Consider the following 20,557-nt stretch of genomic DNA (forward strand, 5'->3'; position numbering starts at 1 on the left):
GCGATGGGCAGTGTCAAAATGCGAACAATCAGCAGACTTTTCGATTCCCGCGACCAGGCAGCGCGTGCCGTTGCCGCGCTTCAGGCGGCAGGAGTTTCTCAAGAACAGATCAGCGTCATCGGACCTTACGACGACGAAATCAGGGCTGTCCTGCGTGGTCCGGGCGGTGCCGCGCTTGGCGCGGCCGCTGGTCTGTTAATCGGCCTGGGTGCTTTTGAGGCCACCGGCATTGATCCTGTCGGAGCGGTGGCTGGCCTAACTCTTGTCGGTGGGGCCTGCGGCGGCTTTGCTGGTGGGCTTCTCCAGGCATCTGCCGATGTTGCCAGACAGCCGGGTGAGCCGAATGTTGAACAAGGCGTCATTTTCGTGATGGCGCAGGTCGATGAAAATCAGGCCGATACCGCACAGGCAGTGCTGGAAAATCCCATCCGCGTAACGCAACTCGTGGCCACAGCCGGCTGAGATGCGTCGGGTTGGTTCGCGCCTGACTCCTTCCCGGCTTATCGCGCACGAATCGCATTCAGATCGGGGTTTCCCGCTGAGCCGTCAGTTTTCCCTCTGACGATTCACGAGGCGGGAAGCGTCTGCTCGACCAGGTTGACGTAGTAGCGCAGCACGGTCGGCACGATCTCGTCATTGAAGACGTAGCGGTCGCCGTGCAGGCCCTCGCCGGGCCCGACATCGCCGACGCCGATCCACGCGTAGCAGCCGCCTGCCTCGCGGATCATGAAGGCGAAATCCTCGCAGCCGAGGCTCGGGCTGAACTCGGTCGAGACGTTCTCGCTGCCGACGGTGGCGGCGGCTGCCGCGATGGCGCGGGCCGTGGCGTCAGCCGTGTTGATGAGCGGCGGATAGCCCTTCTTGTAGTCGAGCGTGGCCTTGAGCGCATGGGCTGCGGCAATGCCGTGGGCGATCTCGCCGATCAGCTTCTCGCAATGATCGGAATGACCGGGCTCGAAAAACCGGCAAGTGCCTTGCAGCCAGACCCTGCCCGGCACGATGTTGCCGACTTTGCCGCCGTGGATCTGGGTGAGGCTGACGACCAGCGCGGTTTGCGGATCGACCGAGCGGCTGACGATACGCTGAACGGCCTGGACAAAGGCGCCCGCGGCCAGGATCGGGTCGTCGCCGAGCTGCGGCATGGCGGCATGCGCGCCAAAACCCTCGAAGGTCAGCTCGAAATTGTCGACGGCCGCCATCTGTGCTCCAGCGCGAGCGGCGATCGTCCCCTGCTCCAGGCCCGGCCAGTTGTGGACGGCATAGATCGCCTCGATCGGGAAACGCTCAAACAGGCCGTCTTCGATCATGCGCAGGCTGCCGCCTTCGTTTTCTTCGGCTGGCTGGAAGACGAAGTAGACGGTGCCGTCGAAGGCGCGGGATTGGCTGAGCAGGCTGGCCGCGCCGAGCAGCATGGCGGTGTGGCCGTCATGGCCGCAGGCGTGCATCACGCCCTCGTTCCTGGACGCATAGGGCAAACCGGTCCTTTCTGCGACCGGAAGCGCGTCCAACTCGGCGCGAAGGCCGATGGCGCGTGTGCCCGTGCCGGTGCGCAGGACGCCGACGACCCCGGTGCCGCCGATCCCCTCATGCACCTCGTCGAGGCCGAAGGCGCGCAGTTTCTCGGCAATGAAACGCGCCGTTTCGTATTCCTTGAATCCGAGTTCGGGATTGCAATGGATGTGGTGCCGCCAGGCTATGACCTCTGGAGTCAGAGCGGCGATCGGGTCATTATGCAGCATGATGCTCTCCTTCCAAGCCGCAAAGGGCGGTTTGGATCACGATTAGAAGGTCGCACAACAGGCGTCTTGAACCAGATTGACCGCTGCAGGGACAAAAACCGTGGACGCGACAGAGACCAGGAAATACTGGCGCCATCCCTGCTTCCCTGAGCTTGGCCTGTTCAAGGCGCGCTTCACGCAGCATCGCTACGAACTGCACACGCACCCAACCTATGTGATCGCGCTGATCACGGCTGGCTGCGAACTCATCCGCATCGGGAGCCACAAAATAGTCGCTCCGGCAGGCACCATTGCCGTCGTCAATCCCGAGGAGTGGCATGACGGGGAACAGGGTGCGGATGAAGGCTGGGCCTACCGGACGTTTTATCCCCCGGTGCCGCTGATGGCGGGCCTCGCCCACGAACTGGGCAGGGCTGACGCTCCGGTCTTCTCACGTCCGAATATCGAAGACAGCGATCTCGCCGCAGCGTTGATGGCAGCGCACCGGAGCTCGACCTCACCGGACGCGACGCAAGCCGAGACGTCGCTGCTCGTCGCCTTGAGACATCTCATCGTTCGGCATGGCGATTGCAGCGGGCGGGTAGAGGAGATCGAAAGCTCGGGATCGCGACGGAGGTTCTCGCTCTACGAGAACCTTGTCGAAAGCGACCTTGGGTCGCAGTGCGACCTGCAGCGGCTTGCCGACGCCGCGCGCGTCACCCGGTTCCAGGTCATCCGGGATTTCAAGAAAGCGATTGGCCTGACGCCTGCAGCTTATATCCGCGACCGGAGACTGCGTCGCGCCAGTTTCTTGATCGAACAGGGGCTCGGCCTCGCTGAGGCCGCCATTGCGGCAGGTTTCGCCGACCAGAGCCATCTTTCCCGTGCGTTCCGGACCATGCATGGCATGACGCCAGGCATGTTCAGGAGAGGCAGAACTCCCGAACCAAACCGAGTTCACATCGACATGAAATGATCGGGAAGTGGCCGGACCACCAATGTCGGCGCCAATCGGTTCCCGGCGCAACCTTGCGTTGTCATTTCGCCGCCGCCTCCACCCGGTCCGCAGCGGCGGCCAGCACGGCGCGGTCGCCCTCCTCGTACAAGCGATGGATCGAGATGGCGCTGACGCGCCAGCCTTCGGGCGTCCGCACCAGCCGGTGCAGATAGCTGGCGCCGACCGTCCAGAACCGGGCGCCGATCCAGTGGCTGGCGCGGACATGGCTGCGCGCGACCGCATCGTTACCCGCGCCTTCGACAACGATGTTGGTGATGAGGTGCTGGGTGGCGTCGAAGCCCGGCAGCAGGCCTTGCCACTGAGCAATCAGCGCGTCGCGGTCGCTGGTCGCGACCTCGCCACCGAAAAGGCTGGTATAGTCGGTCGTGACGCGGGTCGTGAAATAGGATTTTACCCGATCCCATTCGCGCAAATCGGCATAGAGGCCGATCCCCGCCACCGCCTCGGCGATGGCGGCCTTGTCTTCGCTCGTCAGCGCAGCCGTGGACTGCATGGTGCTCAAGGCGGGCAGAGCGGCAAGCGTCGCGGCAAAAACTGCCGAGGCCAAAACAAACCGGCGGGTGACGGGGCTCATTGTCCCGCCTCCCCTGCACTGCCCAGCGTGGCGCGGAAATGCGCGGCAACGGCGTCGCTCGCCGACTTCACCGGCGCAGCGCGGTCGTAGAAGTCGAACTGGGTGACGTTGTCGAGCCACAGCTCCTGCTTCGGCCCGGTCAGCCGCGCATAGAATTTCCGCGCGCCCTGCGGGATGGCAGCCGCCTCGCTGTGCACCATCAGCAAGGGCTGATGCAGGCGCCGGGCAGCCTGGATCGCATCGAATGTCAGCCAGCCGCGCCAGAAGGCCGGATCGGCCTCGTTGCGCCAGGCCGGGATCATGCCGCGACCAGCCTCTGTATAGTAAGGCACCTTGAACATGGTCGCCCGCTCGTCGGTCAGGCTGGCGGCGGGCAGGAAAGCCTGCTTGTCGGTGCGGCGATAGGCGGCCTCGGCCGCATCACCCACAGCTTCAAGCCTGGCAATGCCGTCCTTGCCGCCATAGGTCTGCTCGACCACCTCGGCATCGTGCAGCCAGGGCGCGACCAAAGCGACCGACTTGATCGCGGCATTTTTGGCGGCGGCAGTGACCGTGTAGCCGGAGCTGGCGCAAATGCCGAGCCCGCCGATGCGGTCCTTGCTGATCTCGGGCCGGGCCGCGAGATAGGCGACCGCCGCCTCGATGTCGGCGACCTTGGCGGTGGGGTCCTCATACTGGCGGCGGGCGCCGCCGCTCTCGCCCCAGCCGCGAAAATCGAAGGTCAAGGCGACGAAGCCGCGGTCGGCCAGCTCGCGGGCGTAGCGGGCCGGCATCTGTTCCTTCACCGTCATCCAGGCACCGGTCACCACCAGCGCGGGTCGAGGTCTCGCCGGGTCCAGATCCTCGGGCAGATAGAGGTCGCCGACGATCTGCTCACCGTGCGCGGCGAAAGCAACGCGCTCGACGCGCGATGCGGCGAAGGCGCTTGAGCCGAGGGCGACGGCGGTTGCCGTGGCCAGCGTCAGGATTTTCAACATCGTAAATCTCCTTTGGCCTGGAGCGAAAAGCGCGGAGCGACGGATTAAAGGCCGCCGTCTCAGCGGTCATCCGCCAGTCGGCCGGGCAGTGGCTTCAGCTTGTAGTGCGTCCAGTAGAAGGTGTCCGACTGGTACATGTCGGTCAAGAAATTCTGCGCCTCGGCGATCTTGCCGTCCTTGATGCGAAACATCAGGGCGAAAAGCTGGTCGATCTCGGGACCCGAGCCGACGTTCGACCAGCCGCGATGGATATCGACGACGAGATCACCCTGCGCCTGGAAGAAGATCGGCTCAGCCCTGAATTTGCCGTCGGCCAGGCCACGGAAGAAGGCGACCACTTCCTCCGGCCCGCGCTTGTCGCCGGCTAGCGGATGGTGGCCGGGAATGCGCCACACGATGTCGGCCGCCAGGAAGGGCCGAACCGCCTCCGGGTTCCCGGTCGCATAGGCTGCGTAATAGTCCTTGATCAACTGGATGTTGCGGTCTTCCTGCGGGCCGCCGTTGGCGGGGGGCGGCGGACACCGCCAGGAGAGCGCCGGCGGCGAGCGAAGCGAGCCTGGTCATCGGTCCTGTCTCCTTGCTTGATCGAGCCGTCGCAACAGCGAGGCCGTTCGTCGGGCCCAACATGAGACTTTTGGTTCACCGGAAAAACCCGTAGAGTCCGACAAGGCTATTTGGAATATCCTCACAATGCGACTCGACCAGTTCAGCGGCATCGTCGCCTTTGTGAAGGTCGCGGAGGCAAAAAGCTTCACCCGCGCCGCTGCCGAACTCGGCGTCGCCCCGGCCTCGCTCAGCGAGGCGGTCAAGGGCCTCGAGGAGCGTCTCGGGGTGCGGCTCCTCAACCGCACGACCCGCAGCGTCGGCCTGACCGAAGCCGGCGCCCACTATTTCGACCACGTGCGCCCAGCGACCGAGGAGATCCGGGCGGCAGGCGCGGCACTGCGTGAGACCCGCGACCGCCCCGCCGGCACGCTGCGGCTGAGCCTGCCGTGGATCGCCGCGCCGCTGCTGATCGAGCCGCTGATGGGACCGTTCATGGATGCCTACCCCGAGGTGCGGCTTAGCCTGATCTTCGACGACAATTTCGTCGACATCGCCGCGCAGGGCTTCGATGCCGGCGTGCGGATCGGCGAGCTTCTTGAGAAAGATATGATCGGCGCGCGTCTAGGCGGACCGTTGCAGACGGTGGTGTTGGGCAGCCCCGACTACCTGGCGCGTAACGGCACGCCAAAACGACCCGCCGACCTCGCTGCCCACCGCTGCATCGCCTTCGCCTTCACCCGCACCCGCGCCATCTCGCCCTGGGAGTTTGTTGTCGATGGACGCCAGGTCGAGTTCACGCCCGACGCACGTCTGGTCGTGAACACACTGCCGCTCTGCATCACCGCCGCCGCGCAAGGGCTTGGCCTGGCCTTTGCCGTCGAAGGCCTCGCTGCGCCGCTCCTCGCCTCAGGCGCGCTGGTCAAGGTGCTGGAGCCTTTCTGTCCCACCTACGAACCGCTCCACCTCTATTATCCCAGCCGTCGCCTCGTCCCGCCAAAGCTGCGGGCGTTCATCGATTTCGTCCGCGCCAACGCCCACAATTTGCGGATCTGATGCGCCGCCGCGAAACCAGCCATGACGCATATCGGCGAGCCGGTCCGGCTCACCCCAGGCGCCGACCATCTGCCGGGTGGCGGCGTTGAGGCGGTTGAAGGCGTTGATTGGCCGCATTGCAAACCGCAACAACCCGTCGCGTTGAGCCAATAGTTCCGGCTTTCGCGGCACGGAGCCCGATGCTAAGGGCTGCAAATCTTGAATCAGCAACGGATCGCCCTGTGACCGACACTGAACGCCCTCGCCTGCCGCTGATCGAAATCTGCGTCGAAGGCATCGATGGCCTGCTCGCCGCGCAAGCCGCCGGCGCCGACCGGATCGAGCTCTGCGCCAGCCTCGTCGAGGGCGGCGTCACACCGAGTTTTGGCATGGTGCGCGCAGCCGTCGAACTGGCGACGATCCCATTCCACGTCATCGTGCGGCCGCGCGGCGGCGATTTTCTCTACAGTGACACCGAGTATCGTTCGATGCTCGCCGATATCAGCGCGCTGCGCGAGCTTGGCGTCGCCGGTGTCGTCGTCGGCTGCCTGAATGCCGACGGTACCATCGACGAAAAGCGGATGAGCGAATTGGTGCAGGCGGCAGGGCATTTAAACGTCACCTGCCACCGTGCCTTCGACATGACACGCGATCCGACTGATGCGCTGGAAGCGCTGATCCGCAGCAAGGTCGGCCGCGTGCTGACCAGCGGCCAGCGCGACACCGCATTGGAGGGCGCGGCCCTGCTGGCGGCCCTCGTCCGGCAGGCGGGGAAGCGCATCATCATCCTCGGCTGCGGCGGGCTCGACCCAAACAACATCGCCGAGGTGCGGGAAAGAACCGGACTGACCGAAATGCATTTCGCCGCACTCAAGGACGTGCCGAGCGCCATGCGTTACCGCAATCCCCGGGTTGGCATGGGCGGCACCGACCTCGACCGCGAGTACCGCAACACGGTGACCGACGCGGCGCTGGTGGCGGCGACGATTGCGGCGGCGAAAGCATGATCGCGAAGGAAGAAAACAAACGGGCACGCCTGCCGATCGACCGGGTCTCGCCGCAGGACGAGCCCGTCATCCTCGCCCTCAACAACGCGCACGCGGCCGAGTTGTCGTGGCTTGAGCCAGAACGCCTGTCCTTCCTGCTCGGCGAAGCGTTTTATGCGCGCCGCATCGGCGCGCTCGAAGCCTTCATCATGACCTTCGACCAGGACGCCCGCTACGACAGCCCGAACTTCCTGTGGTTCCGCGAGCGCTATCCTCGCTTCGTCTATGTCGACCGCGTCGTCGTTGCGGGAGAAGCGCGTGGCCGCGGCCATGCCCGGCGGCTCTATGAGGATCTGTTCGACCATGCATTGCGTGCCGGCCAGACCATCGTCACCTGCGAGGTGAATGCCGAGCCGCCCAACCAGGCTTCAGATGCCTTTCACGCAGCGCTCGGCTTCGTCGAGGTCGGCGACGCGGTGATCCACGGCGGCAAGAAGGCGGTGCGCTACTATACCAGGCCGATCACCGGCTGAGGCGACAAAAGCCAACCGCTCGACCGGCCAATTGATGCTGGCGCTGCCCCTCATCTGCCTGCCGGCACCTTCTCCCCGTATAGTGACGGGGAGAAGGGGCTGGCCGCAACTTCGGCACATTTTCTGCAACGCTGGAGATTGGCGAAATCGTTTGCGAAGGCGTCCTTCTCCCCGTCACTATACGGGGAGAAGTGCCCGGCAGGGCGATGAGGGGCAGCGCAACCCTGAGCGATTGCCCTGGGCAATACTTCGCATTTCCGCCCATCAGACCCGAGAACGACGAAAAAGGGGCGGCGAAGGTCCCTCTCCCCAGGACCGGCACGCTGCAGAAAATCAGGTGTTGGCGGCGGCCACTGCGCGCTTGGCCATCACCACGATCAGATTGGCGCGATAATCGGCCGAGGCGTGGATGTCGCTCATCAAATCATTCGCCGGCACTTTCACTCCGTTGAGGGCGGCGGCTTCGAAATTCGTGGCAAGCGCCGCCTCGATTTCCTTCGAACGAAAGACGCCGCTGTCGCCGGCCCCGGTCACGGCAACGCGGACTCCGTCCGCGCCGTTGGCCACGAACACACCGACGATCGCATAGCGCGATGCCGGATTGCGGAACTTTTCATAGGCCGCCTTGGCCGGCGCGGTGAAGGTCACTGCGGTGACGATCTCGCCGTCCTCCAGCGCCGTCTCGAACAGCCCTGTGAAGAATGCATCGGCGGCGATCTCGCGCTTGTTGGTGACGATGGTGGCGTCGAGGGCCAGAAGTGCCGCCGGATAATCGGCCGCGGGGTCGTTGTTGGCGATCGAGCCGCCGATTGTGCCCTTGTAGCGCACCGCCGGATCGCCGATCCGGGACGCCATATGGGCGAGCGCCGGACACGCCTTGTTCAGATTCTCGTCGCTGGCGACATCGTGATGCGTGGTGGCGGCGCCGATGGTGATGGTCTTGCCCGCCACCTTGACGCCTTGCAGTTCCTTGATCCGCGACAGGTCGACAAGGTCGGAAGGCGCGGCAAGCCGCGTCTTCATCGCGGGGATCAGCGTCATGCCGCCCGACAACAGCTTTGCATCGCCGCTCTTGAGCAGCTTGGCGGCATCGGCAACCGAGGCGGCGCGGTGATAGTTGACTGGGTACATTTGTCTTTCTCCCTTCGGGGGAAAGGAGCGAATAGGGAGTAGTGAGTAGCGAATAGGGCCTATCCCTTCGCACGCACTTTGTTCCCTATTCGCTACTCCCTATTCGCTATATGCTTATCAATGTTTCGTCGCCCGGATCGCTGCCCAGACCGTGGACGGCGATGCGGGCATGGCGATATCGGTGATGCCGATGGCGTCGGTGATGGCGTTGATCACGGCCGGCGGTGAGCCGATGGCGCCGGCCTCGCCGCAGCCCTTGATTCCGAGCGGATTGCCCGGGCACGGCGTGTTCGAGGTCGAGACCTTGAACGACGGCAGGTCGTCGGCGCGCGGCATGGTGTAGTCCATGTAACTCGCCGTCAAAAGCTGGCCGCTGGCATCGTAGCGGGTGCCTTCCAGCAAGGCCTGGCCGATCCCCTGGGCGACGCCGCCATGCACCTGGCCTTCGACGATCATCGGGTTGATGATGTTGCCGAAATCGTCGGCCGCGACGAACTGGACGACCTCGGTCACGCCGGTCTCGGGATCGATCTCGACCTCGCAGACATAGCAGCCGGCCGGGAAGGTGAAGTTCGACGGATCGTAGAATGAGGTCTCCTTCAGCCCCGGCTCCATGCCGCCAGGCAGGTTGTGGGCGGTGTAGGCAGCAAGCGCCATCTGGAACCACGGCACTTGTTTGTCGGTGCCGGCGACCTTCAAGGCGCCGTTTTCGATGACGATGTCGCCCTCGTCGGCCTCGAGCAGATGGGCGGCGATCTTCTTGGCCTTGGCCTCGACCTTGTCGAGCGCCTTGGCGACAGCCGACATGCCGACGGCCCCCGAGCGCGAGCCGTAGGTGCCCATGCCCATCTGCACCTTGTCGGTATCGCCATGGACGATGGAGACGCTGTCGATCGGCACGCCGAAGCGCTGGTTGACCAGTTGCGCGAAAGTCGTCTCATGGCCCTGGCCGTGGCTGTGCGACCCAGTCAGCACCTCGATGGTTCCGGCGGCGTTGACGCGCACCTCGGCACTTTCCCAAAGGCCGACACCCGCTCCAAGACTGCCGACCGCCGCCGACGGCGCCAGTCCGCAGGCCTCGATATAGCAGCTCATGCCGATGCCGCGCAGCTTGCCTCTGTTGGCGGCGTCGGCCTTGCGCTGGGCAAAACCGGCATAATCGGCAGCGGCGATCGCCGCGTCCAGCGAAGCGGCATAATCGCCGGCATCATAGTTCATGATGACCGGTGTCTGGTGCGGGAACGAGGTGATGAAGTTCTTTCGGCGAAGTTCCGCCGGCGACACGCCTAACTCGCGTGCGGCGGTCTCCATGGTGCGTTCGAGCAGATAGGTGGCCTCCGGCCGCCCTGCCCCGCGATAGGCGTCGACCGGCGCGGTGTTGGTGTAGACGGCGCGCACATTGGCGTGGATCGCCGGGATGTCGTACTGGCCCGACAACAGCGTCGCGTAGAGATAGGTCGGCACACAGGACGAGAACAGCGACATGTAGGCGCCGAGATTGGCGATGGTGTCGACCTTCAGCCCGGTGATCCTGTTGTCCTTGTCGAAGGCCATTTCGACCGTCGAGACATGGTCGCGGCCATGGGCGTCGGTGAGAAAGCTCTCGGTGCGGTCGGCCACCCATTTGACCGGCACGCCGGTCTTCTTCGAGGCCCACAGGCAGATGATTTCTTCCGGATAGATGTAGATCTTCGAACCGAATCCGCCGCCGACATCCGGCGCGATGACGCGCAGCTTGTTTTCCGGCGCGACATTGTAGAAGGCGCTCATCACCAGGCGTGCCAGATGCGGGTTCTGCGAGGTCGTCCAGCAGGTATAGTGGTCCTCGGCCTTGTCGTAGTGACCAAGCGCTGCGCGCGGCTCCATGGCGTTGGGCACCAGCCGGTTGTTGACGATCTTCATGCGGGTGATGTGGGCAGCTGCCTTGATTGCCGCGTTGGTCGCCGCGCTGTCGCCGAGCTCCCAGTCGAAAATCAGATTGCCGTCGGCTTCCGGATGGATCTGTGGCGCACTCCTTTCGAGCGCCTTCGGAGCGTCGACGACTGCCTTCAGTTCCTCGTAGGCGATGTCGACCGCTTCGGCAGCGTCGCGCGCCTGGCCCTTGGTCTCGGCAACCACAACGACCACTGCATCGCCGACATAGCGGACCCTGTCGAAGGCCAGCGGCGACCACGCCCCCATCTTCATCGGCGAGCCGTCCTTGGAATGGATCATCCAGCCGCAGATGAGATTGCCGATGCCGTCGGCTTTGAGCTCCTTGCCGGTCAGCACGCCGATGACGCCCGGCATGGCCTGAGCCTTTTTGACATCGATCTTCTTGATCTCAGCATGCGCATGCGGGCTGCGTACGAAGGCCGCATGCTTCATGCCGGGAACCACCATGTCGTCGACATAGCGCCCGGCGCCGGTAATGAACCGCTTGTCTTCCTTGCGCGCTACACGAGCGCCAACACCTTCAATGCCCATCGCAGAAATTCCTCCCGAAAAAGTAGGGGAATAGGGGAGTAAGGCAGTAGGGCAGTAGGGATTTGAGCCGACTTCCCCTACTGCCTTACTGCCCTACTCCCTTACTGCCCTCATGCAGCTTGCCTGGCCTTGCCCTTCGAAGACATCGTCTCCGATGCGGCGAGGATCGCCTTCACGATGTTGTGGTAGCCGGTGCAGCGGCAGATGTTGCCTTCGAGCTCGGCCCGCACCGTGGCCTCGTCGAGGCCTTCGGGATGGCGGTTGACCATGTCGGTCGCCGCCATGATCATGCCCGGCGTGCAGAAGCCGCATTGCAGGCCGTGATGCTCCTTGAACGCCGCCTGCATCGGATGCAGGTCGGCGCCGTCCGCCAGACCTTCGATGGTCACGACGCTCGACCCGGAGGCTTGCACCGCAAGCATCGTGCAGGATTTTACCGCCTTGCCGTCGACATGGATCACACAGGCGCCGCATTGCGAGGTGTCGCAGCCGACATGCGTCCCGGTCAGGCCGAGATTCTCCCTCAAGAAATGAACCAGAAGCGTCCGGTCTTCGGCAGAACCGCTGACCCGCTTTCCGTTCACCGTCAATGATATCTCCGACATGAAACCTCCCTGGGTGCTACCTTGGTCGTTTTTGGCGTCGGTGGTGCCCGAGCCCTCCATCTGTCCGCTATTCTTATACCGCATAGAGCACGGGAAATAGTGCCGCGGAATGCCGAGATTGCGAGAATGCAGTTCGGCCGAAAATCCGCCTATTGTACTTTCGGTCACGCAAAGACAGGCAAACAGCGGAGCGAAGCGAAACCATGGTCGCCTGGCGATGCCGCCTGCCGGCCATCAGCGGCAATGGTGCTGGCCAGGCCGATTTCAGCCGATGCCGTGCTTTCTGAGAACCTCCTGCTCGTCGCCTGACACCCAGCCAAAAATTTTAGGCTCTCCCGCCAGTTTCTGCACGAGGTAGTGGACGTCGAAATCGATCGTGACGTCGGTTTGGCCTTTGCGCGCGAAGATCGACGTGGAGGCGACGTGGGCAACGCAATGATGCTCGTCAATCGGCGAAATGCCATTATCGCGTATTCGCATCTCCTTGGTGCCGATCGCTCGATAGCGAGCATAGCCTTGTTCCATAGCCTGCTTGAGCTGGTCGTCGTTCTTCCCGACCATGATGCCGGCAGGCGACGCCGCAATGAAGGCGGAAGCATAGACCGACGTGACTTCGTCCATGTCGGCATCACCGGCGAGGGATTTCCGGAAAAGCCGCTCGTAGCGTTCGAATAGCTTCCTGACCTGGGCGTCCATGGATAACTCCCTTCCGCTGTGGTTTTGGATCTGACGTTTCTGAGCGCCGATGCCGTCAAAAACAGCAGAAAATTCAAATCCGTCATGTTGGCTCATTGCCAAAGTAGCACTTGAAGACAACAATGACGTCGACGCCGGCGCGCGAAGAGCACAAAAAAAGAGCCGCGCACAAAAAGAGCGTCGGAGGAAATAGAGGAGGAAGCCGCTGGCCAGTTCACGGACGCGCTATGCATGCGGCCTATCGGTTCTCACCACCGACGAACCCGACGCGGATGCGTTCGCCCGGGCGGTGGCAGTGGAAGCCGCGGCCATCGACGCTGGGTTTGCCCTGCTGTTTTTCTCGCAAAGCCTGCTTGAGGCAGTCGCCCTTTCGGAAGCGCTGGAGAACCACGCGCCGGCGCTCCGCTATGCCGGCTGCTCGACGGCCGGCGAGATTACGCCCAAAGGCCTGGAGGACGGCCAGGTCATGGCCATGCTGCTTCCCTCCGCATCTTTTTCGGCAGCCAGCACCATGGTCGAAAATCTGTCCTCATCGGGCATGGACGGGATCACCGGCGAAGTCGAGGCGCTGAGGCGTTCGTTACGCGGCCGCGTCGGGCACGAGCGAGCCGACACCACTTTCGCGCTCTGCCTCATCGACGGGCTGTCCTATGCCGAGGAAGCGGTCACCTCCGCCATCCATTGGGGGCTCGACGATATTCCACTGATCGGCGGGTCGGCGGGCGATGATTTGAAATTCGAGACGACGCGGCTGATCTCGAACGGCAAGGTTGCCTGCGACTGCGCCATCATCGTGCTGATCACCACGGAAATTCCTTTCCACGTGTTCAAGACCGACAATTTCGTCCCCACCGACGAGAAGCTGGTGGTGACCGCGTCCGATCCCGATCACCGCACCGTGCGCGAATTCAACGCCACCAATGCCGCCGAGGAATATGCCGCCTCGGTCGGCGTCATCCCGCAGATGCTGACGCCGCTGAGTTTCGCTTCGCATCCGGTGGTGGTGAAAGTCGGCGGCGAATTTTACTGCCGCTCGATCCAGAAGATGCACGCGGACGGCTCGCTGTCGTTCTTCTGCGCCATCGACGATGGCGTCGTCCTGTCCATCGCCCGTCCCAAGAACATGGTTGAATCGACGCGTGCCGCCTTCAGGGATGTCGAGGACAGGCTTGGCGGCATCGACATGATCCTCGCCTTTGACTGCGTGCTGCGCAGGCTCGATGCGCGCAACCGCCAGGTCTTTCGGGAGATGTCGGAACTCTACAAGGTCAACAACGTCATCGGCTTCGGCACCTATGGCGAGCAGTACCGGTCGATGCATCTGAACCAGACGTTCACCGGCATCGCCTTCGGAGAGCGGCAGGCGGCGGAGTAGGAGGTTTCATGCCGCTCAGGGACATCAACGACCTGGAGAAGCTGAAGAAGATCAACGCAGCCCTTGTCAGCCGCGTCGAGCGCTCGATGGACCAGCAAGGCAACGCGTTCTCGCTGTTCCAGACCGCGATTTCGCTCGAGAATCGAGTGCGTACGCGCACCGAGGAGCTGCACTCGACACTGCGTAGATTGGAACAATCCAACATCGATTTGAGCGCGGCCAAGGAAAACGCCGAACTGGCGAACCTGTCCAAGACCAGGTTCCTGGCAGCCGCCAGCCACGACGTGTTGCAACCGCTGAACGCCGCGCATCTCTCCGTCTCGGCGCTGGCCGAAGTGCAGACCAGCGACGAAGGCAAAAAACTGGTCCGGCAGGTCGAGCGGTCGCTGGAGACGATGGAGGATCTGCTCCGCACCCTGCTCGACATCTCCAAACTCGATGCCGGCGTCGTGCAGCCCGATATCGGCGACGTCAGCCTGGAGGTGCTGTTTTCGTCGCTGCGTTCGGATTTCCTGCCGGTCGCCGAATTGAAGGGCCTGACGCTAAAATTCCGGCCGGTCAACGCCGTCGTGCGTTCGGACCGCACCTTGCTGCGCCGCATCCTGCAGAACATCCTTTCCAACGCGCTGCGCTACACCCGCTCCGGCGGCGTGCTGGTCGGCACCAGGCATCGCGGCGACACGATCCGCATCGATGTCGCCGATACCGGCTGCGGCATCCCCGACGACCAGCGCGAGGCGGTGTTCGAGGAGTTCCACCGCGGCACGTTCCCGACCGATGCCGGGCTAGCCGGCGGTGGGCTGGGACTGGGCCTGGCCATCGTGCGCCGCATCGCCGCCGCACTCGGCCATCCCGTGACGTTTTCGTCGAAAGTCGGACACGGCACGATTTTCCACATCGACGTTCCCGTCGGGATCGGCGCCAGCGTCGATGCCATTGCCAGCAGCGCCGACATGGAGCGGCCGCGCGGCTACGGTCTGTTCGGCACGAAGGTGCTGCTGGTCGAGAACGACGTCGAGGTGCTGCAGGCGATGACATCCCTGCTCGAGCGCTGGCAATGCCTGGTGCGCCCCGCCACCTCGACCGATGCCGCGCTCGAGATGCTCGGCGATACGGACTGGGTGCCGGACATCGTCATCGCCGACCAGCATCTCGACGGCGGCGACCTTGGCACCACCACGATCGCCGAGGTCCGCGATTATCTCAGCCGCGCCGTGCCGGCGCTGATCGTCACCGCCGACGGTTCGGAGACCGTCGCCAAAGCCGCCCGCGCCGCCGGCATCGAGCTGATGCGCAAGCCGCTGAAACCGGCGCAACTGCGCGCCCTGCTGGCGCATCTCTTGGCTTGATCCCAAAGACACGGGCAGAAGACCGCGAGCGACAGGAAAATGGTGCACTGTCACCGTGATTCCCGTCCTTGGCCGGAAAAGGTAAGTTCTCGGTGACGGTTTATTCACCCTAACGGGTGCGCCTAAAACCCCGCCTGGCCGCGAAACAGCTCGGCGCTGTCGAGCTTCGAAACCTCGATGACGGCTTGCGTCCGGCTGTAGACATTGAGCTTGCGCAGGATCTCGGAGACATGCGCCTTGACAGTGGTTTCGCCGACCTGCAGCTCGTAGGCGATCTGCTTGTTGAGCAAGCCCTGGCGCAGCATCTGCAGCACCCGCAATTGCTGCGGCGTCAGTTTGGCAAGCCGCTGCACCATCTCGGCGCGGTCGGTGCTGTCGGCGTCGGGCGGCTGGCCTTCATAGGTTTCGGGCACGTAGATCGCGCCTTCCATCACCGAGCGGATGGCGGCGGCCAGATCGCTCTTGCGCGCCGATTTCGGGATGAAGCCGGCCGCGCCATAGGACAGCGCCTCGGAAATGATCTTCGGCTCCTCATGCCCCGAAACGATGACCACCGGCAGGCGCGGATAGCGGGTCCGAAGCTGCAGCAGTCCGTCGAAGCCATGCACGTCGGGCATGCTGAGGTCGAGCAGCGCGAGATCGAACGGCTTGGCGTCCGCCAGAAGCTCGAACGCCTCGGTAATCGAACGCGCCTCGACGGTGTCGACGTCCGGATAGGCCATCTGCACAGCGCTGTGCAGCGCCTCGCGAAACAGCGGGTGGTCGTCGATGATCAGAAACCGGGCGCGATCGTTGACTGCGGTCATGGCGTTCGTTTCAGTTCAGGGCAGGATAGAATAGCCCAGCGACCATGGCCAGATTATTGGCAAATAGTACATCGCCATCCCTGGCTGAAGGGCGGAGATGGCAATTTCAGGACCACCACGCCTTGCCCGGTCGTCCAAATCGGCCGAATGTGCAGGGATGAGCGACCTCATCCTGCATAACTACTACCGCTCCTCCACCTCCTACCGGGTGCGGATCGCGCTGGAGATGAAGGGCCTGACCTACCAATATGTGCCGCATCATCTGCGCCACGGCGAGCATCTCGAGCCAGCCTATCTCTCGGTCAATCCGCAAGGACTGGTGCCGGCGCTGATCCTGGGCGATGGCACGCTGCTGACGCAATCGCTGGCGATCATCGAATTTCTCGACGAGACCAGGCCCGAACCGCCTCTTTTGCCACAGGACGCGCCTGGCCGGGCCCGCGTCAGGATGCTGGCGCAGATGATCGCCTGCGACATCCATCCGGTGAACAACCTGCGCGTGCTGACGTCGCTGCGCACGCTGTTCGGCGCCGGCGACGAGGACGTCGCCAACTGGTTCCGGCACTGGGTGAACGAAGGTTTCCAGCCGCTTGAAAAGATTCTTGTTTCATCGCCTGAAACAAAAACGTTCTGCCATGGTGACACGCCGGGGCTGGCCGACATCTGCCTGGCCGCGCAGGTCACCAGCAACGCCCGTTTCGGCGTCGACATAGCGCCCTACCCGACGGTCACACGCATCCACGCCGCCTGCATGGCGCTGCCGCCCTTCCAAAAGGCCGCGCCGGAGAACCAGATCGATGCCGAGTAGAGAAAGTTGGATTAGGGTGTTTGAGATTCAGGTCAGGCCGAGCCGAGAATGGTGGTTTCCGAGAACCGGAGCGGAGCGTACTTTTGGGTACGTGAGCACCGGAAGCGCAGGAAACCGCCGTTCGCAGGGCCGGCATCACCTGAATATCAACACATCCTAATGAGGAATTGCCGATGAAAGCCGTTGTCTTCGAAAAATTCGGCGAGGTGCCGACGATCCAGACTGTTGCCGATCCGGAGCCAGCACCGGGCGGCGTTGTCATCAAGGTCGAGGCGACCGGGCTCTGCCGCAGCGACTGGCATGGCTGGATGGGCCACGACGACGGCATCCGCCTGCCGCATGTGCCGGGCCACGAACTTGCCGGCGTCGTGGTGGCCGCCGGCAGCCAGGTGACCCGCTGGAAGACCGGCGAGCGCGTCACCGTGCCGTTCGCCGTCGGCTGCGGCCGCTGCTTCGAATGCAGCTCCGGCAACCATCAGGTCTGCGAGCACCAGACCCAGCCCGGCTTCACCGGCTGGGGCTCGTTCGCCGAATATGTCGCCATCGACCATGCCGACACCAATCTGGTCCGCTTGCCGGACGAGATGGAATTCGCCACCGCCGCCAGCCTTGGCTGCCGCTTCGTCACCTCGTTCCGCGCCATTGTCGACCAGGGCCGGGTGACACCAGGCGAATGGGTGGCCGTGCATGGCTGCGGCGGCGTCGGCCTGTCGGCGATCATGATCGCCAGCGCCATGGGCGCCAACGTGATCGCCATCGACCTGACCGACGAGAAGCTGGACTTCGCCAAAAAAATCGGCGCGGTGGCGACGATCAATGCCGCCAGGACGCCGAACGTGGTCAAGGCGGTCAAGCAGATCACCAATGGTGGCGCGCACATGTCGATGGACGCGCTCGGCCATCCGACGACCTCGTTCAACTCGATCGCGAACCTGCGCCGGCGCGGCCGCCATGTCCAGGTCGGGCTGATGCTCGGCGATCACGCCAGGCCGCAGATCCCGATGGACAAGGTGATCGCCTTCGAGCTCGAAATCCTCGGCAGCCACGGCATGCAAGCCTACCGCTACCAGGCGATGATGGAGATGATCCGCACCGGCAAGCTGAAACCCGAATTGCTGGTCGGCAAGCGGATCAGCCTCGATGAGGCGCCCGCGGCCTTGATGGCGATGGGCGGCTTCGAAGGCATCGGCATCGGCGTGGTGACGAAGTTCTAGCCGTGCGGCTCCCCCTTCTCCCCTTGTGGGAGAAGGTGGCCGCGAAGCGGCCGGATGAGGGGTGCTCCAGCTTGGCACCAACAGCACTCCGGCCAGCACCCCTCTTCCGTCTTGGCGCTGCGCGCCAATCCACCTTCTCCCACAAGGGGAGAAGGAAGAAAGGCCGCCGCCTACCGCGCATATTTCTTTGCACCGACCACGCAGAGCACGACGGCGGCGGTGACGGCGATCATGGCGGGGCTGACCTGCTCGTGCAGCAGCATTGCCGCCAGGCCGAGGCCGAAGAAAGGCTGCAGAAGCTGCAACTGCCCGACCGCGGCGATGCCGCCTTGCGCCAGCCCGCGATACCAGAATACAAAACCGATCAGCATGCTGAACAGCGAGACATAGGCGAGGCCGATCCAGGCGGCCTTGCCGACGTTTGCGAGCGACGGTGGCATGGTGATGAGCGTCAGGGCCAGCATGACCGGCAGCGACAACACCAGCGCCCATGAGATCACCTGCCAGCCGCCAAGTTTGCGGGACAGCGTGGCGCCTTCCGCATAGCCCAGTCCGCACACGATGATTGCCGCCAGCATCAGCATGTCGCCAAGCGGCGAGGCCGAGACACCTTGGGTCACCGCAAAACCGGCAACAAGGGCGCTGCCAAGGCATGAAAACAGCCAGAAAGCCGGTTTGGGGCGATCGTCGCCGCGAATGACGCCGAAGATCGCGGTCGCCAGCGGCAACAGGCCGATGAAGATGATGGAATGGGCCGAGGTGATGTGCTTGAGCGCCAGCGCGGTCAGCAGCGGAAAGCCGACCACGACGCCGAGCGCCACGATGGCCAGCGACAACAGATCCTGCCGTTCCGGACGTTTCTGGCGAAAGACGAGCAGAAGCGCGAGGCCAAGGATGCCTGCCGTGGCAGCACGGGCGACGGTCAGGAAGGCCGGATCGAAATCCATCACCGCAACCCGCGTTGCCGGAAGCGATCCGCTGAAAATCAGCACGCCCACGAATCCGCTGATCCAGCCGCCCGCCGTCTTGTCCATCGCATGCTCCTGATGTTCTCGCCCTCTATCGGGCCGGACCTATGGCGCCGCCAGAGACAATGAGGTACAGTTTGACAAAACTGTCATGGTAGATTGAGCAGTACGGATGGACGAGCAGACGACGGCAAATAAGGGCAGCGGAACGCTTGTCGAAAGCGTCATGGCGACGATCAGGCACAGGATCGCCGCGCGCAGCCTGACACCGGGAACACGATTGCCTTCGATCCGGGCTTTCGCGAAAACCATGCAGGTTTCGAAATCCACGGTGGTCGAAGCCTATGAGCGTCTTGCCGCAGAAGGCATCATCCGCTCGCGTCCCGGCTCGGGTTTTTATGCCGCCGGACCGCTGGCTCCCTTGTCGCTGGCCGAGATCGGCCCCACGCTTGACCGTGCCGTCGATCCGCTCTGGGTTTCGCGCCAGTCGCTGGAAGCCGGCGACGGCGTGCTCAAACCCGGCTGCGGCTGGCTGCCGGCCTCCTGGATGCCGGAGGCTGGATTGCGCCGGGCACTGCGGACAATGGCACGCGGCGATGATGTCACGCTGACCGATTACGGCACCCCGCTCGGGCTGCCGCCGCTGCGGCATCTGCTCGCACGACGCATGGCAGAGCATGGCATCGAGGCGTCTCCCGACCAGATCATGCTGACGGAATCGGGCACCCAGGCCATCGACCTCCTGTGCCGGTTCCTGCTCGAACCGGGCGACACGGTGCTGGTGGACGACCCCTGCTATTTCAACTTCCATGCCCTGTTGCGCGCTCACCGGGCCAAGGTGGTCGGCGTTGCCTATACGCCGTCGGGACCGGATATCGAGTTGTTCGCGCAGGCGCTGATCGAGCACCGGCCGCGCCTCTACATCACCAATTCCGCGCTTCACAATCCAACGGGTGCAATTCTGTCGCCGGTCGTCGCCCACAGATTGCTCAAGCTCGCCGACCAATCGGATCTGACGATCATCGAAGACGATATCTTTGCCGACTTCGAACACACCCCGGCACCCAGGCTGGCGGCGTTCGACGGTCTTGGTCGCGTCGTCCATATCGGCAGCTTCTCCAAGACGCTTTCGGCGTCGGTGCGCTGCGGCTTCATCGCGGCTCCGCGCGACTGGATGGAAGGGCTGACCGACCTCAAGATCGCCACGTCCTTCGGCAGCGGCAGGCTTGCCTCCGAACTGGTGCTGACGCTGCTGAAGGACGGCAGCTATCGCAAGCACGTCGATTTGCTGCGCACGCGGCTTTCACGCGCCATGGCTGAGACAGGCAGCCGCCTGAAGGCGATCGGCATCATGCCGTGGATCGACCAGCCGACCGGCATGTTCTTGTGGTGCAGACTGCCGGAAGGCGTCGATGCAGCGGAAATAGCCCGCCGCGCCTTGTCGGCCAATGTCGTGCTGGCGCCCGGCAATGCGTTCAGCCTGTCCCAAACCGCCAGCCGTTTCCTGCGCTTCAACGTCGCGCAGTCGGCGGATGAGAGAATTTTCAGGACGCTTGAAGAGGCGATGTCGCGTTGATTTTCCCGCACTGTCCCTTCTCCCCTTGTGGGAGAAGGTGGCCGAGCGAAGCTCGGTCGGATGAGGGGTGTTCCAGCCTGGCACCGACGGCGATCCTTCCAACACCCCTTGTGTCTCTAGAATCATGCATGATCGGGTTGGCGGGTGACCCGGGTCATGACCGGATCACCCGCTGCGGC

At 63.8% G+C, this 20,557-nt stretch carries 20 protein-coding genes; 10 read left to right on the forward strand and 10 right to left on the reverse strand.

Annotated features, from left to right (window positions below; translation table 11 throughout):
• The first annotated feature begins 3 nt into the window (after positions 1–3).
• Positions 4–462 (forward strand): hypothetical protein, encoded by a 459-nt coding sequence (locus AC0L28_RS09860; RefSeq protein WP_473477043.1) that lies wholly within the window; start codon positions 4–6, stop codon positions 460–462.
• 104 nt (positions 463–566) lie between these two features.
• On the opposite strand, the gene AC0L28_RS09865 is transcribed toward AC0L28_RS09860, so the two are convergent.
• Positions 567–1,739: an amidohydrolase gene (locus tag AC0L28_RS09865; RefSeq protein ID WP_473477046.1), complete on the reverse strand. Its 1,173-nt coding sequence runs from the start codon at positions 1,737–1,739 to the stop codon at positions 567–569.
• Between the two features lie 100 nt (positions 1,740–1,839).
• Between AC0L28_RS09865 and AC0L28_RS09870 the strand changes: the two genes are divergently transcribed.
• The gene (locus AC0L28_RS09870) at positions 1,840–2,694 is read left to right on the forward strand and encodes an AraC family transcriptional regulator (protein ID WP_473477049.1); all 855 of its coding nucleotides are present in this window, start codon (positions 1,840–1,842) and stop codon (positions 2,692–2,694) included.
• A 61-nt stretch (positions 2,695–2,755) separates the two neighbouring features.
• On the opposite strand, the gene AC0L28_RS09875 is transcribed toward AC0L28_RS09870, so the two are convergent.
• From AC0L28_RS09875 to AC0L28_RS09885, 3 genes are read right to left on the reverse strand one after another with little or no spacing between them, the layout of a single operon-like run.
• Complete coding sequence (locus AC0L28_RS09875) at positions 2,756–3,310, reverse strand: nuclear transport factor 2 family protein (protein ID WP_473477051.1); 555 nt, start codon at positions 3,308–3,310, stop codon at positions 2,756–2,758.
• Positions 3,307–4,287: an alpha/beta hydrolase gene (locus AC0L28_RS09880; protein ID WP_473477054.1), complete on the reverse strand. Its 981-nt coding sequence runs from the start codon at positions 4,285–4,287 to the stop codon at positions 3,307–3,309. The genes AC0L28_RS09875 and AC0L28_RS09880 overlap by 4 nt, the downstream gene beginning before the upstream one ends.
• A gap of 59 nt (positions 4,288–4,346) precedes the next feature.
• On the reverse strand, positions 4,347–4,757 hold the full coding sequence (locus tag AC0L28_RS09885) for a nuclear transport factor 2 family protein (RefSeq protein ID WP_473477056.1): 411 nt from the start codon (positions 4,755–4,757) through the stop codon (positions 4,347–4,349).
• A 220-nt stretch (positions 4,758–4,977) separates the two neighbouring features.
• Between AC0L28_RS09885 and AC0L28_RS09890 the strand changes: the two genes are divergently transcribed.
• The 3 genes from AC0L28_RS09890 to AC0L28_RS09900 all read left to right on the forward strand — a co-directional run bounded on the left by AC0L28_RS09890 (position 4,978) and on the right by AC0L28_RS09900 (position 7,384).
• Positions 4,978–5,886, forward strand: a complete 909-nt coding sequence (locus AC0L28_RS09890) for a LysR family transcriptional regulator (RefSeq protein ID WP_128246838.1) — start codon at positions 4,978–4,980, stop codon at positions 5,884–5,886.
• A gap of 179 nt (positions 5,887–6,065) precedes the next feature.
• On the forward strand, positions 6,066–6,872 hold the full coding sequence (locus AC0L28_RS09895; RefSeq protein WP_128246839.1) for a copper homeostasis protein CutC: 807 nt from the start codon (positions 6,066–6,068) through the stop codon (positions 6,870–6,872).
• Positions 6,869–7,384, forward strand: coding sequence for a GNAT family N-acetyltransferase (locus AC0L28_RS09900; protein WP_287229238.1), 516 nt, complete (start codon positions 6,869–6,871; stop codon positions 7,382–7,384). Before AC0L28_RS09895 ends, AC0L28_RS09900 begins: the two co-directional genes overlap by 4 nt.
• A gap of 333 nt (positions 7,385–7,717) precedes the next feature.
• On the opposite strand, the gene AC0L28_RS09905 is transcribed toward AC0L28_RS09900, so the two are convergent.
• From AC0L28_RS09905 to AC0L28_RS09920, 4 genes are all read right to left on the reverse strand, one after another.
• A complete protein-coding gene (locus AC0L28_RS09905) occupies positions 7,718–8,515 on the reverse strand; it encodes an FAD binding domain-containing protein (protein WP_473477059.1) in 798 nt (265 codons plus the stop codon).
• Between the two features lie 117 nt (positions 8,516–8,632).
• Entirely contained in the window at positions 8,633–10,981 is a 2,349-nt protein-coding gene (locus AC0L28_RS09910; protein WP_473477061.1) for a xanthine dehydrogenase family protein molybdopterin-binding subunit, read from the reverse strand.
• A 110-nt stretch (positions 10,982–11,091) separates the two neighbouring features.
• Positions 11,092–11,586, reverse strand: a complete 495-nt coding sequence (locus tag AC0L28_RS09915) for a (2Fe-2S)-binding protein (RefSeq protein ID WP_473477063.1) — start codon at positions 11,584–11,586, stop codon at positions 11,092–11,094.
• A gap of 264 nt (positions 11,587–11,850) precedes the next feature.
• Positions 11,851–12,282 (reverse strand): nuclear transport factor 2 family protein, encoded by a 432-nt coding sequence (locus tag AC0L28_RS09920; RefSeq protein WP_473477091.1) that lies wholly within the window; start codon positions 12,280–12,282, stop codon positions 11,851–11,853.
• A gap of 295 nt (positions 12,283–12,577) precedes the next feature.
• Between AC0L28_RS09920 and AC0L28_RS09925 the strand changes: the two genes are divergently transcribed.
• Positions 12,578–13,657, forward strand: coding sequence for an FIST N-terminal domain-containing protein (locus AC0L28_RS09925; RefSeq protein WP_473477065.1), 1,080 nt, complete (start codon positions 12,578–12,580; stop codon positions 13,655–13,657).
• Between the two features lie 8 nt (positions 13,658–13,665).
• On the forward strand, positions 13,666–15,006 hold the full coding sequence (locus tag AC0L28_RS09930) for an ATP-binding response regulator (RefSeq protein WP_287257882.1): 1,341 nt from the start codon (positions 13,666–13,668) through the stop codon (positions 15,004–15,006).
• Between the two features lie 122 nt (positions 15,007–15,128).
• On the opposite strand, the gene AC0L28_RS09935 is transcribed toward AC0L28_RS09930, so the two are convergent.
• Positions 15,129–15,812, reverse strand: coding sequence for a response regulator (locus AC0L28_RS09935; protein WP_023803603.1), 684 nt, complete (start codon positions 15,810–15,812; stop codon positions 15,129–15,131).
• A 157-nt stretch (positions 15,813–15,969) separates the two neighbouring features.
• Here AC0L28_RS09935 and maiA point away from each other — a divergent pair, with 157 nt between their 5' ends.
• Positions 15,970–16,620 carry a maleylacetoacetate isomerase gene (gene maiA, locus AC0L28_RS09940; protein ID WP_473477068.1) on the forward strand — a complete coding sequence of 217 codons (651 nt, stop codon included), beginning with the start codon at positions 15,970–15,972 and terminating at the stop codon, positions 16,618–16,620.
• Positions 16,621–16,793: 173 nt separating this feature from the next.
• The gene (locus AC0L28_RS09945) at positions 16,794–17,834 is read left to right on the forward strand and encodes a zinc-dependent alcohol dehydrogenase family protein (RefSeq protein ID WP_128166757.1); all 1,041 of its coding nucleotides are present in this window, start codon (positions 16,794–16,796) and stop codon (positions 17,832–17,834) included.
• Positions 17,835–18,004: 170 nt separating this feature from the next.
• Here AC0L28_RS09945 and AC0L28_RS09950 read toward each other — a convergent pair whose 3' ends face one another.
• Positions 18,005–18,868: a DMT family transporter gene (locus AC0L28_RS09950; RefSeq protein WP_473477071.1), complete on the reverse strand. Its 864-nt coding sequence runs from the start codon at positions 18,866–18,868 to the stop codon at positions 18,005–18,007.
• A gap of 106 nt (positions 18,869–18,974) precedes the next feature.
• Here AC0L28_RS09950 and AC0L28_RS09955 point away from each other — a divergent pair, with 106 nt between their 5' ends.
• Entirely contained in the window at positions 18,975–20,378 is a 1,404-nt protein-coding gene (locus AC0L28_RS09955) for an aminotransferase-like domain-containing protein (protein WP_473477074.1), read from the forward strand.
• Positions 20,379–20,557: the final 179 nt, after the last annotated feature.

The sequence above is a fragment of the Mesorhizobium sp. WSM4847 genome, from assembly GCF_055811335.1.

What these genes read in the sequence shown, in the direction of transcription:
- AC0L28_RS09860 (WP_473477043.1), top strand. Translation starts at nt 4, where the DNA reads ATGGGCAGTGTCAAAATGCGAACAATCAGCAGACTTTTCGATTCCCGC.
- AC0L28_RS09865 (WP_473477046.1), bottom strand. Translation starts at nt 1,739, where the DNA reads ATGCTGCATAATGACCCGATCGCCGCTCTGACTCCAGAGGTCATAGCC.
- AC0L28_RS09875 (WP_473477051.1), bottom strand. Translation starts at nt 3,310, where the DNA reads ATGAGCCCCGTCACCCGCCGGTTTGTTTTGGCCTCGGCAGTTTTTGCC.
- AC0L28_RS09880 (WP_473477054.1), bottom strand. Translation starts at nt 4,287, where the DNA reads ATGTTGAAAATCCTGACGCTGGCCACGGCAACCGCCGTCGCCCTCGGC.
- AC0L28_RS09890 (WP_128246838.1), top strand. Translation starts at nt 4,978, where the DNA reads ATGCGACTCGACCAGTTCAGCGGCATCGTCGCCTTTGTGAAGGTCGCG.
- AC0L28_RS09895 (WP_128246839.1), top strand. Translation starts at nt 6,066, where the DNA reads ATGCTAAGGGCTGCAAATCTTGAATCAGCAACGGATCGCCCTGTGACC.
- AC0L28_RS09900 (WP_287229238.1), top strand. Translation starts at nt 6,869, where the DNA reads ATGATCGCGAAGGAAGAAAACAAACGGGCACGCCTGCCGATCGACCGG.
- AC0L28_RS09905 (WP_473477059.1), bottom strand. Translation starts at nt 8,515, where the DNA reads ATGTACCCAGTCAACTATCACCGCGCCGCCTCGGTTGCCGATGCCGCC.
- AC0L28_RS09910 (WP_473477061.1), bottom strand. Translation starts at nt 10,981, where the DNA reads ATGGGCATTGAAGGTGTTGGCGCTCGTGTAGCGCGCAAGGAAGACAAG.
- AC0L28_RS09915 (WP_473477063.1), bottom strand. Translation starts at nt 11,586, where the DNA reads ATGTCGGAGATATCATTGACGGTGAACGGAAAGCGGGTCAGCGGTTCT.
- AC0L28_RS09920 (WP_473477091.1), bottom strand. Translation starts at nt 12,282, where the DNA reads ATGGACGCCCAGGTCAGGAAGCTATTCGAACGCTACGAGCGGCTTTTC.
- AC0L28_RS09930 (WP_287257882.1), top strand. Translation starts at nt 13,666, where the DNA reads ATGCCGCTCAGGGACATCAACGACCTGGAGAAGCTGAAGAAGATCAAC.
- AC0L28_RS09935 (WP_023803603.1), bottom strand. Translation starts at nt 15,812, where the DNA reads ATGACCGCAGTCAACGATCGCGCCCGGTTTCTGATCATCGACGACCAC.
- maiA (WP_473477068.1), top strand. Translation starts at nt 15,970, where the DNA reads ATGAGCGACCTCATCCTGCATAACTACTACCGCTCCTCCACCTCCTAC.
- AC0L28_RS09945 (WP_128166757.1), top strand. Translation starts at nt 16,794, where the DNA reads ATGAAAGCCGTTGTCTTCGAAAAATTCGGCGAGGTGCCGACGATCCAG.
- AC0L28_RS09950 (WP_473477071.1), bottom strand. Translation starts at nt 18,868, where the DNA reads ATGGACAAGACGGCGGGCGGCTGGATCAGCGGATTCGTGGGCGTGCTG.
- AC0L28_RS09955 (WP_473477074.1), top strand. Translation starts at nt 18,975, where the DNA reads ATGGACGAGCAGACGACGGCAAATAAGGGCAGCGGAACGCTTGTCGAA.